We start from the raw sequence: 21,022 nt of genomic DNA, 5'->3' as shown, positions 1-21,022 counted from the left end.
GAGGGTACGACAACCGGAGCCGCGCCGTTCGGCGGCCGGGCCGGGGCGCGTGCGTCCCGTGCGCGCCGGTGGCCGGGTGGAGGCGTAGGCAGCGCCGATGACACCGCGTAAGGTCGGCGGAATGACCGAGAACCCGTTCTTCACGGCCAGCACCCTGGCCTACGAACTGCCGCCGTTCGCCGAGATCCGGCCGGGGCACTACCTGCCCGCCTTCGAGCGCGGGATGGCCGAGCAGCTGGCCGAGATCGCCGCGATCACCGCCGATCCGGCGCCGGCGACCGTCGAGAACACCCTGGTCGCGCTGGAGCGCTCGGGGGCACTGCTGCGCCGGGTCCGCGGGGTCTTCGACAACCACTCCTCCGCCGACACCACCCCCGAGGTCGACCGGATCGACGCGGAGATCAGCCCCCGGCTGGCCGCGCACCGGGACGCGATCCACCTGGACGCCGCGCTCTTCGCCCGGGTCGAGGAGCTGTACGACCGCCGCGCCGGACTCGGCCTGGACCCGGAGTCGCTGCGACTGCTGGAGCGCCGGTACACCGCGTTCGTCCGGGCCGGGGCCAGGCTGGGTGCCGAGCAGCAGTCCCGGCTGCGCGCGATCAACGCCGAACTGGCGACCGCGGCGTCGGAGTTCCGCCAGAACGTGTCGGCCGACTCGCAGGCCCGCGCGCTGGTGCTGGACTCCGCCGAGCAGCTGGCCGGCCTCTCCCCGGACGCGATCGCGGCGGCCGCCGAGAACGGCCGCGCGCTCGGGCACGACGGCAGCTACGTGCTCAGCCTGAAGAACTTCTCCAACCAGACCGAGCTCGCCTCGCTCACCGACCGCTCGGTGCGCGAGCGGCTGCTCACCGCCTCGCTCGGCCGGGCCGCCGCCACCAACGGGCCGCTGGCGATCCGGATGTCGGCGCTGCGCGCCGAGCGGGCCCGCCTGCTCGGGTACGACACCCACGCCGCCTACGTGGTGGCCGACGAGACGGCCGGCACCGTGGAGGCGGTGGACGCGCTGCTCGCCCGGCTGGTGCCGCCGGCCGTGGCCAACGCCCGCCGGGAGGCCGCCGAGCTGGCCGGGCTCGCCGCCGCCGACGGTGTCGAGGAGATCGCCGCGCACGACTGGGCGTACTACTCGGAGCAGGTCCGGCAGTCCTCGTACCAGGTGGACGCGGCTGCGCTGCGCCCGTACTTCGAGCTGGAGCGGGTGCTGCGGGACGGCGTCTTCTTCGCCGCGAACCTCGCCTACGGGGTGAGCTTCACCGAGCGCCCCGACCTGGTCGGCTACCACCCCGACGTGCGGGTCTTCGAGGTGTTCGACGCGGACGGCACGGCGCTCGGCCTGTTCCTGGGCGACTTCCACGCCCGGGCGTCCAAGCGCGGCGGTGCCTGGATGGACGAACTGGTCAGCCAGTCCGGGCTGCTGGGCCGGCGGCCGGTGGTCTACAACAACCTCAACATCGCCAAGCCGGCGCCCGGCGAGCCGGTGCTGCTGTCCTGGGACGAGGTGCGGACCCTGTTCCACGAGTTCGGCCACGCGCTGCACGGGCTGTTCTCGGACGTGCGCTTCCCGTACTTCGCGGGCACCGCCGTGCCGCGGGACTTCGTGGAGTTCCCGTCCCAGGTCAACGAGATGTGGATGGTGTGGCCGGAGGTCCTGGCCAACTACGCCCGGCACCACGCCACGGGCGAGCCGCTGCCGGCCGAGCTGGTCGGGCGGATCGAGGCGGCGGAGTCCTTCGGGCAGGGCTTCCGGACCGTCGAGTACCTGGCGGCGGCGCTGCTGGACTGGGCCTGGCACACCCTGCCGGAGGGCCAGCAGGTCGCGGACGCCGAGGAGTTCGAGGCGGCGGCGCTGGCGAAGGCCGGGCTGGCGCTGGCGGCGGTCCCGCCGCGGTACCGGACCACCTACTTCGGGCACATCTTCGCCGGCGGGTACAGCGCGGGCTACTACGCCTACATCTGGTCGGAGGTCCTGGACGCCGACACGGTGGAGTGGTTCAAGGACGGCGGGCGGAGCGTGCGCGAGAGCGGTGAGCTGTTCCGGCGCGAGCTGCTGGCGCGCGGCGACAGCCGGGACGCGCTGGACTCCTTCCGCGCGGTGGTCGGGCGCGACCCGGAGACCGCCCCGCTGCTGGCCCGGCGCGGGCTGCTGTAGCGGGAAGCACGGCCGGGCGGTGCGGAGCGTCCCGCGCCGCCCGGCCGTCGCTCATCGGGGTTCGAGGACGACGGTGACCGGGGTGCCGGGGCGGGCGTGCGGGAGCCGGATCCGGGCGTGGCCGGCCCGGTCGCCGCTCGGCTGGTCGAGCTCGACCAGGACGCCGGACGGGCGTGCCGTGACGCGTACGCCGGTGGGGAACGCGGCGGCCGGCAGCGCGAGTTCGGTGCTCCGGCCGGTGCCGTCGGCGGTCCAGCGGACGGTGTGCCGGGCGCCGTCCGAGGTGGTGCGGGCGCCCGTGCCGGCGGTCGCGACCGGGTACGGGCCGAAGGCCGGTTCCTCGCCGGGGGCGGGCCGGCCGGCCGGGTCGAGCGCGCAGTAGCCGCCGTTGCCCCGGCACCAGTACCAGAGCGTCCAGCCGTCCGCGAAGGCGTCCATCGCCTCGACCTGGCGGCGGACCAGCAGGGTGTTGCCGGGCGTGCGGGAGTTCGGCGGGCCCCACTCGCCGACCAGGACCGGCAGTCGGCGGGCGTTCGGGTAGGCGGTGATCGCGGCGGTGTAGCGCTCGACGAAGCCGCCGGCCGGGTCCCAGTCGGCGCCGGACTCGACGGCGGTGTCGTAGAAGTGCGGCGCGTAGCCGAGCCGGGGTGCGCCGGGGCGGGGGTCGGTGAAGCCGGGCAGCCGGGTGGGGACGCCCTGGCCGACCAGGACGGTCGGCTCGACGAACAGCCAGGCGCGGGTGTCGGCCCGGCGCACGGCGGTGATCAGCCGCCGGTACATGGCGGCCAGCCGGCCCTGTTCCAGCTCGGCGGCGGCGCGGGCGAGCACCTCCGGGTCGGCCGGGTCGCCGTCCACCGGGCCGAACGGCTCGTTGAACAGGTCGTAGCCCAGCAGCGAGCGGTGACCGCGCAGTTCGCGGGCCAGCCGGGTGTAGAAGTCGGCCTGCCAGGCGCGCAGGTCGGGGTCGTCGTAGAGGTGCCGGAAGGCGGCCTGGACGCCGGGCTGGAAGTAGCCGGCGAACCAGTCGTCGGGGTCGGGCTCGAACGGCAGGCCGTCGTCGCGGGTGGCCCAGGGCGGGATGCCGCGGTCGCCGCCGCCGAAGTACGGGCCGTAGACGTCCTGGTGGAGGTCGACCAGGACGAGCAGGCCGGAGCGGTCGGCGGCGTCCAGGAGCCCGTGCAGCCGCCGCAGTTCGGCCGGGTCGAGGCGGCCCCGGGTCGGCTCCAGCCTGGTCCAGGAGACCGGCAGGCGGACCAGGGTGAAGCCCTGGGCGGCGATCGATCCGAGGTCCCGCTCGGTGGCCTCGGCGTACTTGTCGAGGTTGAAGCCGCGCAGCTGGAGCCGGCGGCCGGCGGCGTCGGTGAGGTCGGTGCGGCCGTCCGGGGCGGTGGCGGTGCCGGTGGGGAACGCCGGTGCGCGGGACGGGGAGTGGGCCCGGGCCGGAGCGGCGGGCAGGGCGAGGGCGGCGGTGATCAGGAGGGCAACGGCGGTGCGGGGCGGGCGCATCGGGACCTCCGGGGCGGGCGGGGGTGGGGCCCGATGATGCCCGCCGGGTCCGCGCCGCGCAAGGGAGCGGTGCGGGACCGGAGCGGAACGGGGTCGTGGGGGAGAGCCGTTGGCGGGCGGTCAGGCGGTCTCGGCCAGTCAGGCGGTCGGACGGTCTCAGCCGGTCGGCCGGTCAGCCGGTGGGGCGGTCCGGGGGCTCCGTCGCCGGGGCCGGGGCCGGGGCGGCTCCGCCGGGCAGGGCGGCGGTCGGCAGGTCGGCGGCGGCGGCGAGCCGCCCCCAGAGCAGGTCGGCGAGCGCCTGCACCATCCGGGTGCGCGAGCAGGGGCGGGACTCCAGCCACCAGTCGCCGGCCGCCAGCACCATGCCGGTGATCCCCCGCCCCCAGGCCTCGGCGAGCAGTTCGCGGTCGGCGCCGAGGTCGACCTGCCCGGCGACGGCCCGGGTGATCTCCTCGGCGATCTGCCGCAGGGCCGGCGCGAGTGCGTTGCCCGCGCCGCTGGGGTCACCGGGTTCGGGGTGGGTGAGCAGCCGGTAGACCTGGGGGCGGGACTCGATCCCGGCGAGATAGGTGTCCAGGACGTGCTCGACCCGGTCGCGGCGCTCCAGCGGTTCGGCCAGCGCGGCCCGGACGGCGGCCAGCAGTCCACCGGTGTGGCGCTCGGTCAGGGCCCGGATCAGGCCGTTCCGGTCACCGAAGTGCCGGTAGAGGATCGGCTTGGTGATGCCGGCCTCGGCGGCGATGGCGTTCATGCTCGCGGCCGGCCCCTCGCGCTGGATGACCCGGTCGGCGGCGTTGAGCAACTGCTCGCGGCGGGGCTCTGGGTCCATGCGCTGTTCCTTCGCTTCCGTGCCGGGGTTCCGGCACCGGCGTTGACACCGGTTACCAAGCAGTAGCAGACTCCGACGATGTTACCGGTGGTAACACCCCGGTCGGTCGCACTTTCGGTCGAATCCTCGGACGCGCCCCTCTGGGGTCGCACCCATCTTCGGAGGCCCCCACCATGAGCACCTTCTCGCTGGACCCGGGTCCGGACCAGATCGCCGTCCGCGACTGGCTGCACGGCTTCGCCGCGGACGTGGTGCGGCCCGCCGCCGCGGAGTGGGACGAGCGCGAGGAGACCCCCTGGCCGATCATCCAGGAGGCCGCCAAGCTCGGCATCTACTCGCTGGACTTCTACGCCCAGCAGTACTTCGACCCCTCCGGCGTCGGCATCCCGATCGCCATGGAGGAGCTGTTCTGGGGCGACGCGGGCATCGGCCTGTCCATCGTCGGCACCACCCTCGCCGCCGTCGCCGTCCTCGCCAACGGGACGGACGAGCAGATCGGCACCTGGGCGCCGCAGATGTTCGGCACCCCGGACGACGTCAAGGTCGCGGCGTTCTGCTCCTCCGAGCCCGACGCCGGCTCCGACGTGTCCGCGCTGCGCACCCGGGCGGTGTACGAGGAGGCCACCGACGAGTGGGTGCTGAACGGCACCAAGACCTGGGCCACCAACGGCGGGATCGCCGCCGTCCACGTGGTGGTGGCCGCCGTCGACCCGGCGCTCGGCGCGCGCGGGCAGGCGTCCTTCGTGGTGCCGCCGGGAACGCCGGGGCTGAGCCAGGGCCAGAAGTTCAAGAAGCACGGCATCCGGGCCTCGCACACCGCCGAGGTGGTGCTGGACTCCGTCCGGCTGCCCGGGCACTGCCTGCTCGGTGGCAAGGAGAAGCTGGACGAGCGCCTCGCCCGGGCCCGCGAGGGCGTCCGCAAGTCCGGGCGGAACGCCGCGATGGCCACCTTCGAGGCCTCCCGGCCGGCCGTCGGCGCGCAGGCGATCGGGATCGCCCGGGCCGCCTACGAGGTCGCGCTCGACTACGCGAAGACCCGGGTGCAGTTCGGCCGTCCGATCATCGACAACCAGGGCGTCGCGTTCCAGCTGGCCGACATGAAGACCCGGATCGACGCGGCCAGGCTGCTGGTCTGGCGGGCCTCCTGGATGGCCGCCACCAACCAGCCGTTCACCTCGGCCGAGGGTTCGATGTCCAAGCTCTACGCGGGCGAGACCGCCAAGTGGGTCACCGCGCAGGCGATGCAGATCCTCGGCGGCAACGGTTTCACCCGGGAGTACCCGGTCGAGCGGATGCACCGGGACAGCGCTATCTACTCGATCTTCGAGGGGACCAGCGAGATCCAGCGGCTGGTGATCGCCCGGGCCGTCTCGGGGCTGCCGATCCGCTGACGGCCGGCGGCCGGGCCGGGGCCGGCGGGGGCCGACGGGGGCCGACGGGCGGACCCGGTCGGGCCGGAGGGTCAGCGGGCGGCCCAGAAGGTGAGCCCGGCCGACAGGGCGCCCACCACCGTGCCGGCGACCGTCTGCGCGGTGGTGTGGTCCCGCAGCACCACCCGGGACCAGCCGATCGCCGCGACCGTCGGGTACAGCAGCAGCCACCAGGGCGAGAGCGCGACGGCCAGGCAGACCGTCGCGCCGCTCGCCACGGCGGTGTGCACGGAGATCTTCCACCAGACGGTGATCACCAGGATCGGGACCAGCGAGGCGAGCATCGCCACCACCGTCGCGGTCAGGTCGCGCGGGGCGTCCGCGGCGAGCATCACCACCAGTCCGGCCGCGACCGAGATCATGATCAGCGGGAAGAGCGTCAGCCGCCGCTGCCGGTGGCCGACGTGGCGGTCGCCGACGGTTCCCCTGCGCATGCCGTAGCGGATGAACAGCGTCGGGAGCACGGCGGTGAACACGGCCGCGAACGCCGCCCAGGCGAGGCCGGTCCAGCCGTAGCGGAGGCCGCCGAGCAGGAGCAGCATCGCGATGATGACGTTCTTCGGCTCCAGGCCGTCGGTGATCCGGCGGGCCCGGGTCGTCGTGGGCGTGTCGGTGGTGGTCGCGGCGGTCATCGCGGTGGCGCTCCGGGCTGGTTCGGCTGCGGATCGGTCGCATGATCGTATCCGTCGGTCCGGTGCCGCTCCGGTCCGGTGCCGCTCCGGCCCGGTGCCGCTCCGGCCCGGTGCCGCTCCGGTCCGGTGCCGCTCCGGCCCGGTGCCGCTCCGGCCCGGTGCCGCCCCGGACCGGAGCCGGCCCGCCCCGGCCCCGGGACCCGTCCGGTCAGAACCGGGGCGGGCGGCGTTCGAGGAAGGCGGCGAGCCCCTCGCGGACGTCCGGGGCCTCGCGGGAGCGGCGCTCCCAGGGAGCGAGGGCCTCGGCCGCCCGTTCCGGCGGCACCGCCAGCGCCGCCTTGACCGCGCCGATGGTCTGCGGCGAGCGGGTGGTCAGCAGCCGGGCGAACTCCAGTGCCGCGGCGTCAAGTTCGGCGGCCGGCAGGACGCGCTCGGCCAGTCCGAGGGCGGCCGCCTCCGGCGCGGACAGCAACTCGCCCGAGAACAGCAGGTACTTGGCGCGGGCCGGACCCACCAGCCGGGCCAGCCGCAGGGTGGGCACCGCCGGGTACACCACGCCCAGCTTGGCCGGGGTGATGCCGAGCCGGGCGTCCGCGGCGACGAAGCGCAGGTCGCAGGCGACCGCCAGCTGGCAGCCGCCGCCGACGCAGGCGCCGTGCACCACGGCGATGGTCGGGTTCGGGAACGCCGCCAGGGCCTCCTCGGCGGCGACGTTGATCGCGTGGTAGGCGTCGGCACGGTCCGGATCGCCGTAGACCCCGGCCAGTTCGTCGATGTCGGCACCGGCGCTGAAGGTGCCGCCCGCGCCGGTGACCAGCAGCGCGCGCACACCCGGCTCCTCGGCCAGCCGCTTCAGCACCTGCGGCAGGGCCTGCCAGATCGCCAGGGTGACGGCGTTGCGCCGGTGCGGGCGGTCGAACTCCAGTACCGCGACGCCGTCCTCGCCGACGTGGGCGTTGAGGCCCTCGGTCTCGGTGGGCAGCGGGGCGCGGTCGCGTGTGAGCGGCGGCCGGGTGGCCATGGGCACCTCCGGGAGGGTGTGGGTGCGGCCACTCTCGCAGAGTCCGGTCTCCCGGAGTCCGGCGGTGCCGCCCGGGGTGCCGCTCAGGACCGGGTGGCGCCGTAGTCGCCGAGACCGTCGGCGGCCAGGCCGAAGGCGCGGTCGGCGTTGGCCAGGGCCTCGGGCAGGACGTCCGCCGCCCGGTCGCCGGCCATCATCCGGCGCTGGTTCTCCTCCGTCAGCGTCAGCCGGGTGCCGAGTAGCTGGGCGGCGGCGACCCGGGCGAGCAGCGGGTCGTGCTCCGGGTCCCGGGCGAGCAGTTCGGCGGCGAGCGCCGTCCGGGCCCCGGCGCCGAACCCGGCCTGCGCCCGCTGCGCCAGTACGGGGGTGCTGTGGACGAGGCGGATCACGTCGACCACCTGCTGCTGGTCGCTCAGACCGGACGCCGGGTCGAACGCGGCGAGCGCGGCGACGTACTGGGAGTGCAGCGCGGTGACCGCCGCGACGTCCGGGGCGGCTTCGCGGACCACCCGGGCGGGCTCGTCGATGTGCTGCTCCATCGGCCCGAGGACGAGGTCCTCCTTGGTCGCGAAGTAGTTGAAGACGGTCATCTTGGACACCTCGGCGGCGGCGGCGATCTCGGCCACCGAGACCTCGTCGAAGCCGCGTTCGGCGAACAGGGCGACGGCGGTCCGCCAGATCCGGATCGCGGTCTGCAGCTTCTTGCGCTCCCGCAGGCCCAGTCCGGCCATGTCGGCCCCGGGGTCGACCTCGATTCTCGTCATGCCATGACTGTACCAGGATCAAAGATGTATCCGGCCGAAGAATTGACCGGGTCAAAAAAGCCTGTCATGGTGGTGCCGCGCCGCCGGGTCGGACCGGTCCGGCGCCGGGCGTCCTGTCGCCCGAACTCCGCGATCCCAGGGGGACTTCCGATGGCCGTGACCGCATCACCGACCGTTCCGGTGCCGACCGCGCCGGTACTGACCGCTCCGACGTCGACCGCTCCGACGTCGACCGCACCGGCGCCGACCGGGTCCGGGCCGACCGCACCGGCCCTGATGACCGAGCCGCAGCGCAAGCTGGGCATGCTGCTCTGCCTGGTCACGATCGTGCTGGCGGTGCTCGACACGAACATCGTGTCGGCGGCCACCGTGCCGATCGTCCGCGACCTCGACCCGGTGCACGGCGTCGACCGGCTGCCCTGGCTGGTCACCGCGTTCGCGCTGGCCGCCACCGCGCTGCTGCCGCTCTACGGCAAGCTCTGCGACCTCTACGGGGCGAAGCGGGTGCTGATCGGCGCGGTCGGCACCTTCCTGGTCGGCTCGGCGCTGTGCGGCGCCGCCGGCTCGATGGAGCAGCTCATCGCCTTCCGGGCGGTCCAGGGCATCGGGGGCGGCGGGCTGATGAGCGTGACCATGGTGGTGATGGCCCAGCTGAGGAACCCGGACGAGGCCGGCGGCGGCGGTGGCGCGGGCGGGATCGTCGCCGGTGGCGGTATGGCCGTCGGCCCGCTGATCGGCGCGCTGCTCGCGGAGCACCTGGACTGGCGCTGGATCTTCTACGTCAACCTGCCGGTCGGCCTGCTGCTCCTGGTGGGGGCCGCGCTGGTGCTGCGGCTGCCCGCGGGGTCCGGCCGGCGCGGGCTGGACTTCCTCGGTGCCACCCTGGCCGCCGCCTCCGTCACGGGTCTGCTGCTGGTCGCCGAGTGGGGCGGCCGGACCTTCGGCTGGACCTCCCCGCAGCTGCTCGGCCTGGCCGCGGCCACCGTGCTGGTGTTCCTGCTCTTCCTCCGCCGTCAGGCCACCGCCGCCGACCCGGTGCTGCCGCTGTCGCTGTTCCGGATCCCGGAGATCCGGATCGGCTTCGCACTGCAGGGCCTGGTCGGCATGGGGATGATGGGCGCGATCATGTACGTGATGCTCTACCTCCAGGTCGCCCGGGGTGTCGCCGCGACCTCGGCGAGCCTCTACCTGATCCCGATGGCGGTCGGCATGACCGCGATCGGCCTGGTGGTCAACCGGCTGGAGGCGCGGGGGGTGTCGGTGCGCGCCGTGCTGGCCGCGGGCGCCGTCTGCTCCGCCACCGCGCTGCTGCTGCTCGGGCTGAGCGGGCCGGGGACCTCGCTGTGGCTGGTCCGGGCCGAACTGCTGCTGCTCGGCGTCGGTCTGGGCCAGCTGATCGGGCACCTGATCACGGTGGTCCAGCTCGCCGCCCCGGCGCACCAGCTGGGGGTGGCCACCACCGGCGTCCGGTTCTTCCAGACCATGGGCAGCGCGCTGGGCGCGGCGGTCTTCGGCACGGTGCTGGCCCGGGTGTTCACCGCGAACGAGCCCGGTGTGCCGCTGGGCGCGGTCGGCCGGCTGTCCGGCGCGGCCAGGGAGCACGCGGTGGCGGGCTTCGTGGCCGCGGTGGACACGGTCTTCCTCTCGGCGGCCGGCGTGATGGTGCTGGCCCTGCTGCTGGCGCTGCGGCTGCGGCCGGGCGGGGCCGCGGCGGGCGGGGAGCGGGAGCGGGCCGCCTGAGGGCGGACGCGCCCCCTCCGGGGCGGACGCGGCGCGGGGCCCGGTGGATCCGTCCACCGGGCCCCGCCGGTCTGCGCGTGCTCAGCCGGTGGGGGCGCCCTGGGGCTTCCACTCGTGGGTGAGCAGGGACCAGACCTCACCGTCCTGGTGCACCCCGTTGTGCAGGTAGCTCTCGCGCAGCACGCCCTCCAGGGTGAAGCCCATCCGCTGGGCCACGGCCCGGCTGCGGAGGTTGTCCGGCTTGTTGTGCCACTCGATCCGGTGCATGCCGCGGACGGTGAAGGCGTAGTCGATCAGGTGCCGGACGGCGGTGCCGACCAGGCCCCGCCCCTGGCCGGCGGGCTCGGTCCAGACGCCGATCTCGCAGGTGCCGGCCTTGGCGTCGAACTGGACGAACATCACGCCGCCGACCAGGGTGCCGTCCAGCCAGATCCCGTACAGCCGGGCGGCGTCGGCGGCCTGCCGGTCGGCGTAGCGCTGGAGGACGGCGCGGGCCGAGTCGAGGTCGGTGGCGAGGGCGGCCCAGTTGATCCAGGCGTCGATGTGGGCCCGGCCGCGCTCGATGTGCTCCAGGTACTCGGGGGCCTGCCACGGCTCCAGCGGGCGGAGCTCGGCGTTCTCGGAGAGGGGGACGGCGAACATGGGCGTGCCTTTCGCGACGAGGGTCGGTCGGACCGGTACATCATGCGTAACAAACGTTTGGTACGTAAGATACTCGCATGACACCCGCCCGTGGAGACCATGAAGCCCGCCGCACCGAAGTCTCGGAGGCGGTGTGGCGAGTGCTGTCCACCCGGGGCTTCGAGGCACTGACCCTGCGTGCGGTGGCCGCCGAGATGGGGGCCACCACCGGGCTGCTGACGCACTACTTCCCGAGCAAGAAGGCGCTCCTGGCGCACGCGCTGGAACTCCTGGACCGCCGCTCGCAGGAGCGGCCGCGACGGCTGGTGCCGACGGACGGCGGGCCGCCGCCGGCGGCGGGGGCGGCCCGGCTGCGGGCGGCGCTGCTGGACATCCTGCCGCTGGACGGGCCGGGTCTGGCGGGGAACCGGATCTGGGTGGGTTCGTGGGACGTGGCGCTGGCCGACCCCGAGCTGGCGGCGGCGCACGCGGCACGCTACGCGCGCTCGCGCCGGGTGCTGGCGGAGTGCGTCGCGGACGCCCAGCGCCTGGGGGAGCTGCCGGCCCGACCCGCGGCGGATCCGGTCGCGGCGGGCGCGCTGGGTTTCGTGCTGGGGCTGGTGGTGCAGGTGCTGTTCGCCCCGGAGGAGTTTCCGGCGGAGCGGCAGGTGGAACTGCTGGACACCTATCTCGCGGGACTGGCCGCGCCCTGACCGAGGGGTGCCGACCGAGGGGTGCCGACGGAGGGTGCGGCCGGGTGCGCGGCGGGCGATCGCCGGTGGTGTTTACAGCGCCGGAATTCCCGGGCGGGGACTTTTCGGAGAGTGCATGACACGCATGGTCACGGGTTATGCGCGCTGGGTGCCGAAGAGCGGTGGGCCGCTCGGCGGGGCGCCGCAATTGACCGGTACGGGTAATACGCGAACTGCCCGGTGGGACGGCGTCGCGAGGCGCGTGGTGCCCCCAGCAGGATTCGAACCTGCGACCTACCGCTTAGAAGGCGGGTGCTCTATCCGCTGAGCTATGGGGGCGGGACGGGCGGCGCCCGCGAGGGCGTGACCGTTGCCGGGATCGGGCGGTGGGCGCGCGGCGCCCGCTGTCCGTCCCCGTACCGTGAGGATGGGGTGTGGGGGGTGGCGGGTCCCTGCCCTGTCAGGGGACAGGATAAGGGTGCTCCGTTCCTCGGCCGGGCGTTACGACACCGCCGTTGGTGTGTCGGCCTAGGTGGAGCGGTCCGATAATCGCAGGTGAACGCCGTGTGTGCAGCGGTCTGGCGGCCTTCGGCGCCGGACGTTGTGCACTCGTTACGGGGCTGTCTGCCCACCCGTTATGGATTCGGCACGGAGAAAGCACCGCGGCCGGGGGTGGCATCGACGCGGGTGGGGGGCCGTATTCGGGTTCCTTCGGTCGGATGACGTGCGCGGACGGTCGGTACGGCCACCCCCGGGGGTGGCCGGGGCCCGGAGTCGGCCCCGGGATTGTTGTCATGGCCCCGCAGAACGAGGGTTCGGCGGTCGCACAAAGGCCGAAATTCACCCCTGCGGGCGACAGCGGTTTTCCACAGGCCCGATTTGTCCACAGGATTTCCGAACTCTGCTGCGCGTATTTCCCGAGAAGCGCACTCTGCGGGTGTGCCGGTCGATTCCGTACGGTGCAACAAGGGGAACGGAGTGTGGCTGTGAACGGTACGCAGGTGACGGTGATCGGGAATGTCGCCACGGAGGTGACGTACGCCCTGACCCCCGGTGGGGTGCCGGTGGCGAACTTCCGGCTGGCCTCGACCGAGCGGCGCTTCGACCGGGCGCGGGAGGCCTGGGTCGACGGCGAGACGCAGTGGCTGACGGTGACGGCGTGGCGGTCGCTGGCGGGGCATCTGATCGACTCGCTGGCGAAGGGCGACCCGGTGGTGGTGAGCGGGCGGTTGAGGGTGCGCGAGTGGGCCGAGGGGGAGGTGAAGCGCAGTCGGGTCGAGATCGACGCCCGGTCGGTCGGGCACGATCTGAGCCGCGGTACGGCCAGGTTCAGCTGGGCACCGGGGGGTCGGGGCGGGGTGCCGGAGGAGGCGGGCGGCGGCGCCGGGGCCGCCTTCGGCGAGGCCGTGCCCGGGTGGATCGTGGACGCCCTGCGGGGGCGGCGGGCGGTGGAGGGTGACGACGGGCCGGCGACGGAGGGGGAAAGCGGGGGTGACACCTAGCGGCCCACGAGGTGTCCGACGGGTCGTCCGACTGTCGACAAATATGTGAATCGAGACGGCCGTTGCGCCCGCACGCGCAATCCTGTTCCGGTTAGCGGAATGATCCGCTAATTCTGGCTGTCCGTCAGCTTGTGTGGATAGTGGGAGGGTTGATAACGATCCAGATACGGAATCGTCCTAATTTCGCATGGGGGTTTCCGGGCCTCCGGGGCTCCATAGGATTCGTCTGGTTCACATCGTGAAGCTGCGCCACAGGGGGCGCGGCAAGCAAGGCGGGCTGCCCACCGGCATGGCCCGGCCCGAAGGGATCCCAAGATGTTCCAGAGGCAGGGGCGGGCGCTTCCCCGCATAACCACTGTCATGCTCGCGACCAGCACCGCGCTGGCCGGGGGCCTGTTCGCGGCCGGTGCGGCGACTGCGGCCGACGAGCCCGGCGGCGGTGTCACGGCGGTGGTCCAGCCGACCCTGATGAGCGAGGAGATCGCCATCGAGGGGAGCCACTCGATCCAGGGCGGGCTGTTCACCCTCAAGACGGCCGACGGCGAGATCAAGACGTACTGCATCGACATCGACCACCCGGTCGACATCACCAAGGCCATCGAGTACCGCGAGTCCGACTGGAAGTCCAGCTCGCTCGGCCGCCCGGAGAAGGCCCAGGACGCCTCCAAGATCCGCTGGATCCTGGAGAACTCCTACCCGCAGGTGACGGACCTCAAGAAGCTGGCCGCCGACGCCGGTGTCAAGGGCGAGCTCACCAAGGAGGACGCCGCCGCCGGCACCCAGGCGGCGATCTGGAAGTTCTCCGACGGCAAGAACGCCGTCCCGGTGGACGCCGAGGCCAAGCAGCTCCGCGACTACCTGGTCAGCGAGAAGAACAAGGGCATCGCCGCCGAGCCCAAGCCCTCGCTGAGCCTCACCCCGGACTCGGTGTCGGGCAAGCCGGGCACCAAGCTCGGCCCGTTCACCCTCAACTCCAGCGCCAACGAGGTGAAGCTGGCGCTCGCCGGCGACGCCGCCGACAAGGTCAAGCTGGTCGACAAGGACAACAAGCCGGTCTCCGACCTGGCCGGTCCGATCGCCAAGGACACCCAGCTGTGGCTGGACGTCCCGGCCGGCACCCCGGACGGCACCGCCAGCATCAACGCCAACGCCGAGACGGTCGTGCCCAGCGGTCGCGTCTTCCTCAGCAAGGGCTACACCCCGGAGAAGCACAGCCAGACCATGATCCTGGCGGGCTCCACCAAGCTCGCGGTCAAGGACACCGCCAAGGCGACCTGGAAGGCCGCCAAGGGCCCGCTGGTCGACAGCACCGCCGTGGTGGAGTGCGTCTCCAACGGCGTCAAGGTCTCCGTGGCCAACGGCGGCGACGAGGCCGCCACCGTCTCGGTGAAGCCGGGCAAGGACATCACCGTCCAGCCGGGCAAGATCGAGACCGTGATCGTCCCGGTCGCCGAGGACACCGCCTACGACATCACGGTCACCGGCCCGAACGGCTTCAGCAAGAACTTCAAGGGCATCCTGGACTGCAAGAACACCAGCGTGACCACGCCGACCCCGACCCCGTCGGCCACCACCCCGAGCACCAAGCCGTCGACCCCGGCGCCGACCACCGCGGCCCCGACCACCAAGGCCCCGGTCGTCACCCCGAGCGCGACCCCGTCCGCCTCGGCCACCACCACGGCCGCCCACCCGGCGCCGACCAGCACCGCCCCCGGCACCACCGGCGGTCTGGCCCAGACCGGTGGTAGCGACGCCACCCCGGTCATCGCCGCCGTCGCCGGCGGTCTGGTCGTGGCCGGTGGCGCCGCGGTCTTCCTGCTGCGCCGTCGCCGCCAGGGCAACGCCGCCTGAGGCACCGGCCCGAGGCACCGGCCCGAGGCACCGGCCCGAGGCCGATCCGGTAGGACCGGGGCACTGACCCGGGAGCACCGGGCGCCGAACCGCCCGTAACGGCCCGGCTCCCCGCACCACGTGTGCGGGGAGCCGGGCCGTCGCGCGTTCCGGCAGCGGCACTGCGCGGCACCGGGCGGGGCCGGACCGTGCCGGGTGGGCGCCGGCCGGCGGCCGAGGGGGAGCAGCCGTTCGGGGCTCCCGTTCCGGTGCGGCACAATGGAAGGCTGCAAGCCGAATAACTCCCGACGACGCCGGAGCGATCTCACGTGGCGGAATACATCTACACGATGCGCAAGGTGCGCAAGGCGCACGGCGACAAGGTCATCCTTGACGACGTGACGCTCAGCTTCCTCCCCGGGGCGAAGATCGGCGTCGTGGGTCCCAACGGTGCCGGTAAGTCCACCGTGCTGAAGATGATGGCCGGCCTGGAGCAGCCCTCCAACGGCGACGCCTTCCTCTCGCCCGGTTTCACCGTCGGCATGCTGCTCCAGGAGCCGCCGCTCGACGAGTCCAAGACCGTCCTGGAGAACGTCGAGGACGGCGTCAAGGAGATCAAGGGGAAGCTCAACCGCTTCAACGAGATCGCCGAGCTGATGGCGACCGACTACTCGGACGCCCTGCTGGACGAGATGGGCAAGCTCCAGGAGGACCTCGACCACGCCGAGGCCTGGGACCTGGACGCCCAGCTGGAGCAGGCCATGGACGCCCTGGGCTGCCCGCCCGGCGACTGGCCGGTCACCAAGCTCTCCGGTGGCGAGAAGCGCCGGGTCGCGCTCTGCAAGCTGCTGCTCGAGGCCCCCGACCTGCTGCTGCTCGACGAGCCCACCAACCACCTGGACGCCGAGTCGGTGAACTGGCTGGAGCAGCACCTCGAGAAGTACAAGGGCACCGTCGTCGCCGTCACCCACGACCGGTACTTCCTGGACAACGTCGCCGAGTGGATCCTCGAGCTCGACCGCGGCCGCGCCTACCCGTACGAGGGCAACTACTCCACGTACCTCGAGACCAAGCAGTCCCGTCTCAAGGTCGAGGGCCAGAAGGACGCCAAGCGCGCCAAGCGGCTCAAGGAAGAGCTGGAGTGGGTCCGCTCCAACGCCAAGGGCCGCCAGGCCAAGTCCAAGGCGCGTCTGGCCCGCTACGAGGAGATGGCGGCCGAGGCCGACAAGATGCGGAAGCTGGACTTCGAGGAGATCCAGATCCCGCCGGGCCCGCGTCTGGGCAGCGTCGTCATCGAGGTCGAGAACCTCAACAAGGCCTTCGGCGAGAAGGTCCTGATCGACGACCTCAGCTTCACCCTGCCGCGCAACGGCATCGTCGGCATCATCGGCCCGAACGGCGCCGGCAAGACCACCCTGTTCAAGATGCTCCAGGACCTGGAGACCCCGGACAGCGGCTCGGTCAAGGTCGGCGAGACGGTCAAGATCAGCTACGTCGACCAGTCGCGCGCCAACATCGACCCGAAGAAGACCCTCTGGGAGGTCGTGTCCGACGGTCTGGACTGGATCAACGTCGGCCAGGTCGAGATGCCGTCCCGCGCCTACGTCTCGGCGTTCGGCTTCAAGGGCCCGGACCAGCAGAAGCCGGCCGGCGTGCTCTCCGGCGGTGAGCGCAACCGCCTGAACCTGGCGCTCACCCTGAAGCAGGGCGGCAACCTGCTGCTCCTCGACGAGCCCACCAACGACCTCGACGTCGAGACCCTCTCCTCGCTGGAGAACGCGCTGCTGGAGTTCCCGGGCTGCGCCGTGGTCATCTCCCACGACCGCTGGTTCCTGGACCGGGTCGCCACCCACATCCTCGCCTACGAGGGCGAGAGCAAGTGGTTCTGGTTCGAGGGCAACTTCGAGTCGTACGAGAAGAACAAGGTCGAGCGACTGGGCGCCGACGCGGCCCGTCCGCACCGTGCCACCTACAAGAAGCTGACCCGCGGCTGACAGTCAGCCATGACGACGGCCCGGCAGATCCGCCCCACCGGGGGCGGGCCTGCCGGGCCGCGGCCCGACCGGCCCGACCGGCACCCAACACCGGCGGGCACCGGATGTCCAGGGCGTGACTTTCGGATCGCGCCGGGCGGTCGCCGCCGGAGCACGCACCTCGCCGGCTTGTCGTCGGTCGCCGATGCTCCGCATGGACTCCCTCCTCCGCACCGCCGATGCACGCACCCCAACGACGCCCGCTTGTCCGACGTGATCCGAAAGTCACGCCCTAGGAGAACACCCGTGTCACGCCACATCTACGCCTGCCCGCTCCGCTGGTCCGACATGGACGCCTTCGGGCACGTCAACAACGTGGTCTTCCTGCGCTACCTGGAGGAGGCCCGGATCGACTTCATGTTCACCCAGGCCGCCGAGGCCGGTGCCGGCGAGTTCGCGGGCGGTTCGGTGGTGGCGCGCCACGAGATCGACTACAAGCGCCCGCTGGTGCACCGGCCCGAGCCGGTCACCATCGAGACCTGGGTGACCCGGATCGGCGGCGCCTCGCTGACGGTCTCCTACGAGATCAAGGACACCGCCGACGACGGCACCGAGACGGTCTACGTCCGAGCCTCGACCGTGGTCGTCCCCTACGACCTGGCCGAGGGCCGGCCGCGCCGGATAAGCCCGGTGGAGCGGGAGTTCCTGTCGCGGTTCGTGGACGAGGAGCCGGCCGTCGCGGTCTGACCGCACCCGGTGGGCCGACCGCCCCCGGGCGTCCCCGCCGACCGACCGTTCCGCCCGCCCGAAGCCCCGGATGTGAGCCGCCGCGTTGAACAGCACCGCCACCCTCGCCCTCGCCGACGCCGGGGAGGCCGCCGACCTGGCCGCCTTCCTGGTCCGACTGCTCCGCTTCGACCGGGCGGCGGCGGTCCGGTCGCAAGGAGTGCCGCAACCGGACGGCAGCGGTGTGCTGGCGGTCTTCGGGCGGCTGCCGCTGGGTGGTTCGGGTGTGCTGGCGGTGCGCACCGCCCGGCTGGCCGGGCTGGACGGGCCGGTCGACCTGACCGTCTCGGCCGGTCAGCTGCTGGAGGGCGTCGACACCGCGGCGAACACCCTCGCCCTGCCCGGACCGGTCACCGGCCCGGCCTGGGCCGGGCTGCTGCCGCCGCGCACCGGCTGGCGGCCGGTCGGCGAGCCGCCCGCCGCCCAGGTGTACGGCGAAGTGATGGCCGCGGTACGGGAGTTCCGTGCGCGCAGCGAGGCCGTCCCGGAGCACCACCGGACCCGGTCGGTGCTCGACGCGCTGGCCGACGAGATCTGGTCCCGCCCGCTCACCGCACTGCCCGCACTGCCGCTGCGCGCCGCCCACGCGGCCCGGGTGATCGGTTTCCTGGACCCGGTGGCCCCGCTCACGGTGCACCGGGCGGGCGGCTGGCTGAGGCTCTCCGCCCCGGCGGGCTCGGTGGCCCTCCGCACGGCGGCCGCGCCGGGCGCGGGCCTGGGCCTCAGCCCGGTCCGCCCCGCGTAGTCGCACCGGCGCACTGCCGGGGCGCGGTTCCGAGGCCCTCGTCGGCCCGGGCGGCCCCGCGCGGCCCCGGCTGTGGCACCCGGGTCAGCCCTCGGTGTTGATCATCGAGGCGGCGGCGTAGGTGAGGTAGTCCCAGAGCTGCTGCTCGGCCTCCGCCGGCAGCGCCAGCTCGTCCACGGCCACCCGCATGTGCTTCAGCCAGGCGTCGTGCGCGGCGCGGTCCACCTTGAAGGGCACGTGCCGCATCCGCAGCCGGGGGTGGCCGCGCTGCTCGCTGTACGTGCGCGGGCCGCCCCAGTACTGCATGAGGAAGAGCGTGAACCGCTCCTCGGCCGGCCCGAGGTCCTCCTCGGGGTACATCGGCCGGAGCAACTCGTCCTCCGCGACGCCCTGGTAGAACCGGTGGACCAGCCGCCGGAAGGTCGGTTCGCCACCGACCTGCTCGAAGAAGGTCTCCTCGCTGGGCGTGCCACGCCGGATCTCGTTCACCGGACCATGGTCGCAGACGGCGGCGGGGCCGTACACCGGGACCTGGGGACCAGGACCCGAGGCGTACGACCCCGCGCGGGCCGGCCGGGGGAGGGGCGGACGGTCAGTCCTCCCAGCGGAACAGCTTCCAGGAGATGCCGGTCAGCACGGCCGCGAACAGCAGCAGGCCGCCCATGGTCGGCAGCGCGTCCATCACGCCGCCGCCCCGGGAGAGCACCGACTGCGAGGCGGTGACCAGGTGCCGCAGCGGCAGCGCCCGGGAGATCGCGTCCAGCCAGCCCGGCATGCCGTCGGTGGGGAAGAACGAGCCGGACAGGAACGACATCGGCAGCACGATGATCTGCGAGATGCCGTTCGCCGCCTCCTCGGTCTTGGCGACCGAACCGGCCAGCAGGCCGATCGACATGAAGGCGATGGTCGCGCAGACCACCAGCGGGACGATCAGCCACCAGTCGCCGGTGAGCTTGAGCCCGAAGAACGGCGTGGTGGCGACCACCAGGAAGACGGCGGTCTGGGTCAGCGCGGTGAGGACGGAGACCGCGACCCGGGAGGCGATGACCGACCCGGCGCTCACCGGGGCGAGCCGCAGCCGGCGCAGCACCTTCTTCTGCCGCCAGCCGACCAGGGTCAGTGCGGCGCCGAACACCGCACCGGTGGCCACCGCCCAGCCGAGCAGGCCGGGGGTGAGGAACTGGATCGGCTTGAGCGATCCGTCCTCGACCTGGCTGCTCTCCATGACGAAGGCCGGGGGCTTGCCGGTGGCGGCCTGGTTGGCCTGCTGGACCACGGAGTTGACGATGCCCTGGACGGAGCCGGAGCGGACCTGGTCGGCGGCGCTGTAGCGGACCACCACCTTGCCGTCCGGGCCCTCCTTGATCATGGCGTCGAGGTCGCCCTTGCGGACCTTCTCCAGGGCGGCGGCCTCGTCGTCGCCCCTGGTGATGGTCAGCACCTGCTCCAGGCCGCTCCGGGCCTCGCCCTGGACCGAGTCCAGCACCCGGACCGCGCCGACCTGTTCGACCTTGGCGTGCGGGCTGGAGGCGCCCTTGAGCAGGGTGCCGAACAGCAGCAGGAACATCAGCGGGAACAGCAGCACGAAGAACAGCGCGCTGCGGTCGCGGACGAAGGCGACGATCATCACCCGGGAGAGGCTGGCGAAGGCGGAGACCCGCTCGCGCTCGGCCGGGGGAGCGCTGTCCGGTGCGGGGGCCTGCGCGGGCGCGGCCGTGGTGGGCTCGGCGGTCATGCGCGGTACTCCCGTCCGGTGAGCTGGAGGAAGACGTCCTCCAGGGTGGCGCCGCGGACTTCCAGGCCCCGGAGGGCGCCCCGGTCGGCCAGTACGGACAGCACCGGCGCGGGCAGTCGGGTCGAGAGCGAGAGCGAGACGCCGTCGTCCTCCAGCGAGGTGGTCTCCGCCCCGGCGGCGGTGAGCAGTTCGCGCGCGGTGTCGACGGCGAGCTGCCCGGACTCCACGCTGATCCGGACGGTGTCGTCGATCTCGCGGATGAGCGCGGCGGGTGCCCCGGTCCGCAGGATCCGGCCGTGGTCCATCACCGAGACCCGGTCGCAGAGCACCTCGGCCTCGTCCAGGTAGTGGGTGGTCAGGACGACGGTGCGGCCCTCGGAGTTGATGTCGCGCAGCAGGTCCCAGAGGTTGCGGCGGGCCTGCGGGTCGAGGCCGGTGGTGGGTTCGTCGAGGAACACCAGCTCCGGTCCGTGCACCAGGGCGCAGGCGATCGAGAGCCGCTGGGCCTGGCCGCCGGACATCTTGTCGGTCATCACCCCGGCCGACTCGGTCAGGCCGACCCGCTCCAGCATCGCGTCCGCGCGCTTGGGGCCGACGCCGTAGAAGGAGCCGAAGGTGCGGATGGTCTCCCGGGCGGTGAGCCGGTTGAAGAAGGCGGAGGCCTGGAACTGGACGCCGATGCGGCGCAGCAGCTGGGGGTTGCGCGGCCAGGGCGTCAGGCCCAGCAGCTCGATCCGGCCCTCGTCGGGCTTGCGGATCCCCTCCAGGATCTCCAGTGTGGTGGTCTTCCCGGCGCCGTTCGGGCCCAGGATTCCGTAGAATTCGCCGGTTTCGACGGTGAGTGACACTCCGTCGACGGCTTGTACGTCCCCGTACCGCTGACGGATGCCGTCGGCGGATATTGCAGCAGTCATAGCGACTGAGGGTAGGGCTGCGGGGGCACCGCGGGGAGATGCAGAACCACCATTTGATGATCATTTTTACAAGGTGCCGCTGAGCCGTGACCCCTGGGACGGCCGGTGCGGTCCGGGAGATCCCGGACCGCACCGGCGCACCGCCGTTCGTACCCG

At 73.0% G+C, this 21,022-nt stretch carries 18 protein-coding genes and 1 tRNA gene; 9 read left to right on the top strand and 10 right to left on the bottom strand.

Annotated features, from left to right (window positions below; genetic code table 11):
- Positions 1 to 121: 121 nt before the first annotated feature.
- Complete coding sequence (locus ACIPYS_RS14735) at positions 122 to 2,146, top strand: M3 family metallopeptidase (protein ID WP_400746215.1); 2,025 nt, start codon at positions 122 to 124, stop codon at positions 2,144 to 2,146.
- 51 nt (positions 2,147 to 2,197) lie between these two features.
- On the opposite strand, the gene ACIPYS_RS14730 is transcribed toward ACIPYS_RS14735, so the two are convergent.
- Positions 2,198 to 3,652 (bottom strand): cellulase family glycosylhydrolase, encoded by a 1,455-nt coding sequence (locus ACIPYS_RS14730; protein ID WP_400746213.1) that lies wholly within the window; start codon positions 3,650 to 3,652, stop codon positions 2,198 to 2,200.
- A 172-nt stretch (positions 3,653 to 3,824) separates the two neighbouring features.
- Positions 3,825 to 4,481 (bottom strand): TetR family transcriptional regulator, encoded by a 657-nt coding sequence (locus ACIPYS_RS14725; protein ID WP_400746211.1) that lies wholly within the window; start codon positions 4,479 to 4,481, stop codon positions 3,825 to 3,827.
- 173 nt (positions 4,482 to 4,654) lie between these two features.
- Between ACIPYS_RS14725 and ACIPYS_RS14720 the strand changes: the two genes are divergently transcribed.
- Entirely contained in the window at positions 4,655 to 5,872 is a 1,218-nt protein-coding gene (locus ACIPYS_RS14720; RefSeq protein WP_093860199.1) for an acyl-CoA dehydrogenase family protein, read from the top strand.
- Positions 5,873 to 5,943: 71 nt separating this feature from the next.
- Here ACIPYS_RS14720 and ACIPYS_RS14715 read toward each other — a convergent pair whose 3' ends face one another.
- The 3 genes from ACIPYS_RS14715 to ACIPYS_RS14705 form a co-directional block, all read right to left on the bottom strand.
- The gene (locus tag ACIPYS_RS14715) at positions 5,944 to 6,543 is read right to left on the bottom strand and encodes a hypothetical protein (RefSeq protein WP_400746208.1); all 600 of its coding nucleotides are present in this window, start codon (positions 6,541 to 6,543) and stop codon (positions 5,944 to 5,946) included.
- 208 nt (positions 6,544 to 6,751) lie between these two features.
- Positions 6,752 to 7,564, bottom strand: a complete 813-nt coding sequence (locus ACIPYS_RS14710) for an enoyl-CoA hydratase/isomerase family protein (protein ID WP_400746207.1) — start codon at positions 7,562 to 7,564, stop codon at positions 6,752 to 6,754.
- A gap of 83 nt (positions 7,565 to 7,647) precedes the next feature.
- On the bottom strand, positions 7,648 to 8,328 hold the full coding sequence (locus tag ACIPYS_RS14705) for a TetR/AcrR family transcriptional regulator (protein WP_231978547.1): 681 nt from the start codon (positions 8,326 to 8,328) through the stop codon (positions 7,648 to 7,650).
- Positions 8,329 to 8,604: 276 nt separating this feature from the next.
- Between ACIPYS_RS14705 and ACIPYS_RS14700 the strand changes: the two genes are divergently transcribed.
- Entirely contained in the window at positions 8,605 to 10,068 is a 1,464-nt protein-coding gene (locus tag ACIPYS_RS14700) for an MFS transporter (protein WP_400746249.1), read from the top strand.
- Between the two features lie 81 nt (positions 10,069 to 10,149).
- On the opposite strand, the gene ACIPYS_RS14695 is transcribed toward ACIPYS_RS14700, so the two are convergent.
- Positions 10,150 to 10,710, bottom strand: coding sequence for a GNAT family N-acetyltransferase (locus ACIPYS_RS14695; protein WP_093860196.1), 561 nt, complete (start codon positions 10,708 to 10,710; stop codon positions 10,150 to 10,152).
- Between the two features lie 77 nt (positions 10,711 to 10,787).
- On the opposite strand from ACIPYS_RS14695, the gene ACIPYS_RS14690 reads away from it, so the two are divergent.
- Positions 10,788 to 11,402 (top strand): TetR/AcrR family transcriptional regulator, encoded by a 615-nt coding sequence (locus tag ACIPYS_RS14690; protein ID WP_173862046.1) that lies wholly within the window; start codon positions 10,788 to 10,790, stop codon positions 11,400 to 11,402.
- A gap of 242 nt (positions 11,403 to 11,644) precedes the next feature.
- Here the strand turns inward: ACIPYS_RS14690 and ACIPYS_RS14685 are convergent.
- Positions 11,645 to 11,720, bottom strand: a tRNA-Arg gene (locus ACIPYS_RS14685).
- A 647-nt stretch (positions 11,721 to 12,367) separates the two neighbouring features.
- Between ACIPYS_RS14685 and ACIPYS_RS14680 the strand changes: the two genes are divergently transcribed.
- From ACIPYS_RS14680 to ACIPYS_RS14660, 5 genes are all read left to right on the top strand, one after another.
- Positions 12,368 to 12,883: a single-stranded DNA-binding protein gene (locus tag ACIPYS_RS14680; RefSeq protein ID WP_231978546.1), complete on the top strand. Its 516-nt coding sequence runs from the start codon at positions 12,368 to 12,370 to the stop codon at positions 12,881 to 12,883.
- A 360-nt stretch (positions 12,884 to 13,243) separates the two neighbouring features.
- Complete coding sequence (locus ACIPYS_RS14675) at positions 13,244 to 14,734, top strand: Cys-Gln thioester bond-forming surface protein (protein WP_159424881.1); 1,491 nt, start codon at positions 13,244 to 13,246, stop codon at positions 14,732 to 14,734.
- Between the two features lie 308 nt (positions 14,735 to 15,042).
- The gene (ettA, locus tag ACIPYS_RS14670; RefSeq protein WP_093860192.1) at positions 15,043 to 16,707 is read left to right on the top strand and encodes an energy-dependent translational throttle protein EttA; all 1,665 of its coding nucleotides are present in this window, start codon (positions 15,043 to 15,045) and stop codon (positions 16,705 to 16,707) included.
- Positions 16,708 to 16,992: 285 nt separating this feature from the next.
- Complete coding sequence (locus ACIPYS_RS14665; RefSeq protein WP_093860191.1) at positions 16,993 to 17,433, top strand: thioesterase family protein; 441 nt, start codon at positions 16,993 to 16,995, stop codon at positions 17,431 to 17,433.
- An 85-nt stretch (positions 17,434 to 17,518) separates the two neighbouring features.
- Positions 17,519 to 18,217 carry a hypothetical protein gene (locus ACIPYS_RS14660; protein WP_093860190.1) on the top strand — a complete coding sequence of 233 codons (699 nt, stop codon included), beginning with the start codon at positions 17,519 to 17,521 and terminating at the stop codon, positions 18,215 to 18,217.
- 84 nt (positions 18,218 to 18,301) lie between these two features.
- On the opposite strand, the gene ACIPYS_RS14655 is transcribed toward ACIPYS_RS14660, so the two are convergent.
- From ACIPYS_RS14655 to ACIPYS_RS14645, 3 genes are all read right to left on the bottom strand, one after another.
- The gene (locus ACIPYS_RS14655) at positions 18,302 to 18,706 is read right to left on the bottom strand and encodes a globin (protein WP_093864845.1); all 405 of its coding nucleotides are present in this window, start codon (positions 18,704 to 18,706) and stop codon (positions 18,302 to 18,304) included.
- Positions 18,707 to 18,809: 103 nt separating this feature from the next.
- Positions 18,810 to 19,952, bottom strand: a complete 1,143-nt coding sequence (locus tag ACIPYS_RS14650; RefSeq protein ID WP_093860189.1) for an ABC transporter permease — start codon at positions 19,950 to 19,952, stop codon at positions 18,810 to 18,812.
- Complete coding sequence (locus tag ACIPYS_RS14645; RefSeq protein WP_093860188.1) at positions 19,949 to 20,866, bottom strand: ABC transporter ATP-binding protein; 918 nt, start codon at positions 20,864 to 20,866, stop codon at positions 19,949 to 19,951. The genes ACIPYS_RS14650 and ACIPYS_RS14645 overlap by 4 nt, the downstream gene beginning before the upstream one ends.
- Between the last annotated feature and the right edge of the window lie 156 nt (positions 20,867 to 21,022).

This window comes from Kitasatospora sp. NPDC089913 (assembly GCF_044748625.1).
Taxonomy (GTDB): domain Bacteria; phylum Actinomycetota; class Actinomycetes; order Streptomycetales; family Streptomycetaceae; genus Kitasatospora.
This window is presented reverse-complemented; position numbering and strand designations above follow the sequence as displayed.

What these genes read in the sequence shown, in the direction of transcription:
- ACIPYS_RS14735 (WP_400746215.1), top strand. Translation starts at nt 122, where the DNA reads ATGACCGAGAACCCGTTCTTCACGGCCAGCACCCTGGCCTACGAACTG.
- ACIPYS_RS14730 (WP_400746213.1), bottom strand. Translation starts at nt 3,652, where the DNA reads ATGCGCCCGCCCCGCACCGCCGTTGCCCTCCTGATCACCGCCGCCCTC.
- ACIPYS_RS14725 (WP_400746211.1), bottom strand. Translation starts at nt 4,481, where the DNA reads ATGGACCCAGAGCCCCGCCGCGAGCAGTTGCTCAACGCCGCCGACCGG.
- ACIPYS_RS14720 (WP_093860199.1), top strand. Translation starts at nt 4,655, where the DNA reads ATGAGCACCTTCTCGCTGGACCCGGGTCCGGACCAGATCGCCGTCCGC.
- ACIPYS_RS14715 (WP_400746208.1), bottom strand. Translation starts at nt 6,543, where the DNA reads ATGACCGCCGCGACCACCACCGACACGCCCACGACGACCCGGGCCCGC.
- ACIPYS_RS14710 (WP_400746207.1), bottom strand. Translation starts at nt 7,564, where the DNA reads ATGGCCACCCGGCCGCCGCTCACACGCGACCGCGCCCCGCTGCCCACC.
- ACIPYS_RS14705 (WP_231978547.1), bottom strand. Translation starts at nt 8,328, where the DNA reads ATGACGAGAATCGAGGTCGACCCCGGGGCCGACATGGCCGGACTGGGC.
- ACIPYS_RS14700 (WP_400746249.1), top strand. Translation starts at nt 8,605, where the DNA reads ATGACCGAGCCGCAGCGCAAGCTGGGCATGCTGCTCTGCCTGGTCACG.
- ACIPYS_RS14695 (WP_093860196.1), bottom strand. Translation starts at nt 10,710, where the DNA reads ATGTTCGCCGTCCCCCTCTCCGAGAACGCCGAGCTCCGCCCGCTGGAG.
- ACIPYS_RS14690 (WP_173862046.1), top strand. Translation starts at nt 10,788, where the DNA reads ATGACACCCGCCCGTGGAGACCATGAAGCCCGCCGCACCGAAGTCTCG.
- ACIPYS_RS14675 (WP_159424881.1), top strand. Translation starts at nt 13,244, where the DNA reads ATGCTCGCGACCAGCACCGCGCTGGCCGGGGGCCTGTTCGCGGCCGGT.
- ACIPYS_RS14650 (WP_093860189.1), bottom strand. Translation starts at nt 19,952, where the DNA reads ATGACCGCCGAGCCCACCACGGCCGCGCCCGCGCAGGCCCCCGCACCG.
- ACIPYS_RS14645 (WP_093860188.1), bottom strand. Translation starts at nt 20,866, where the DNA reads ATGACTGCTGCAATATCCGCCGACGGCATCCGTCAGCGGTACGGGGAC.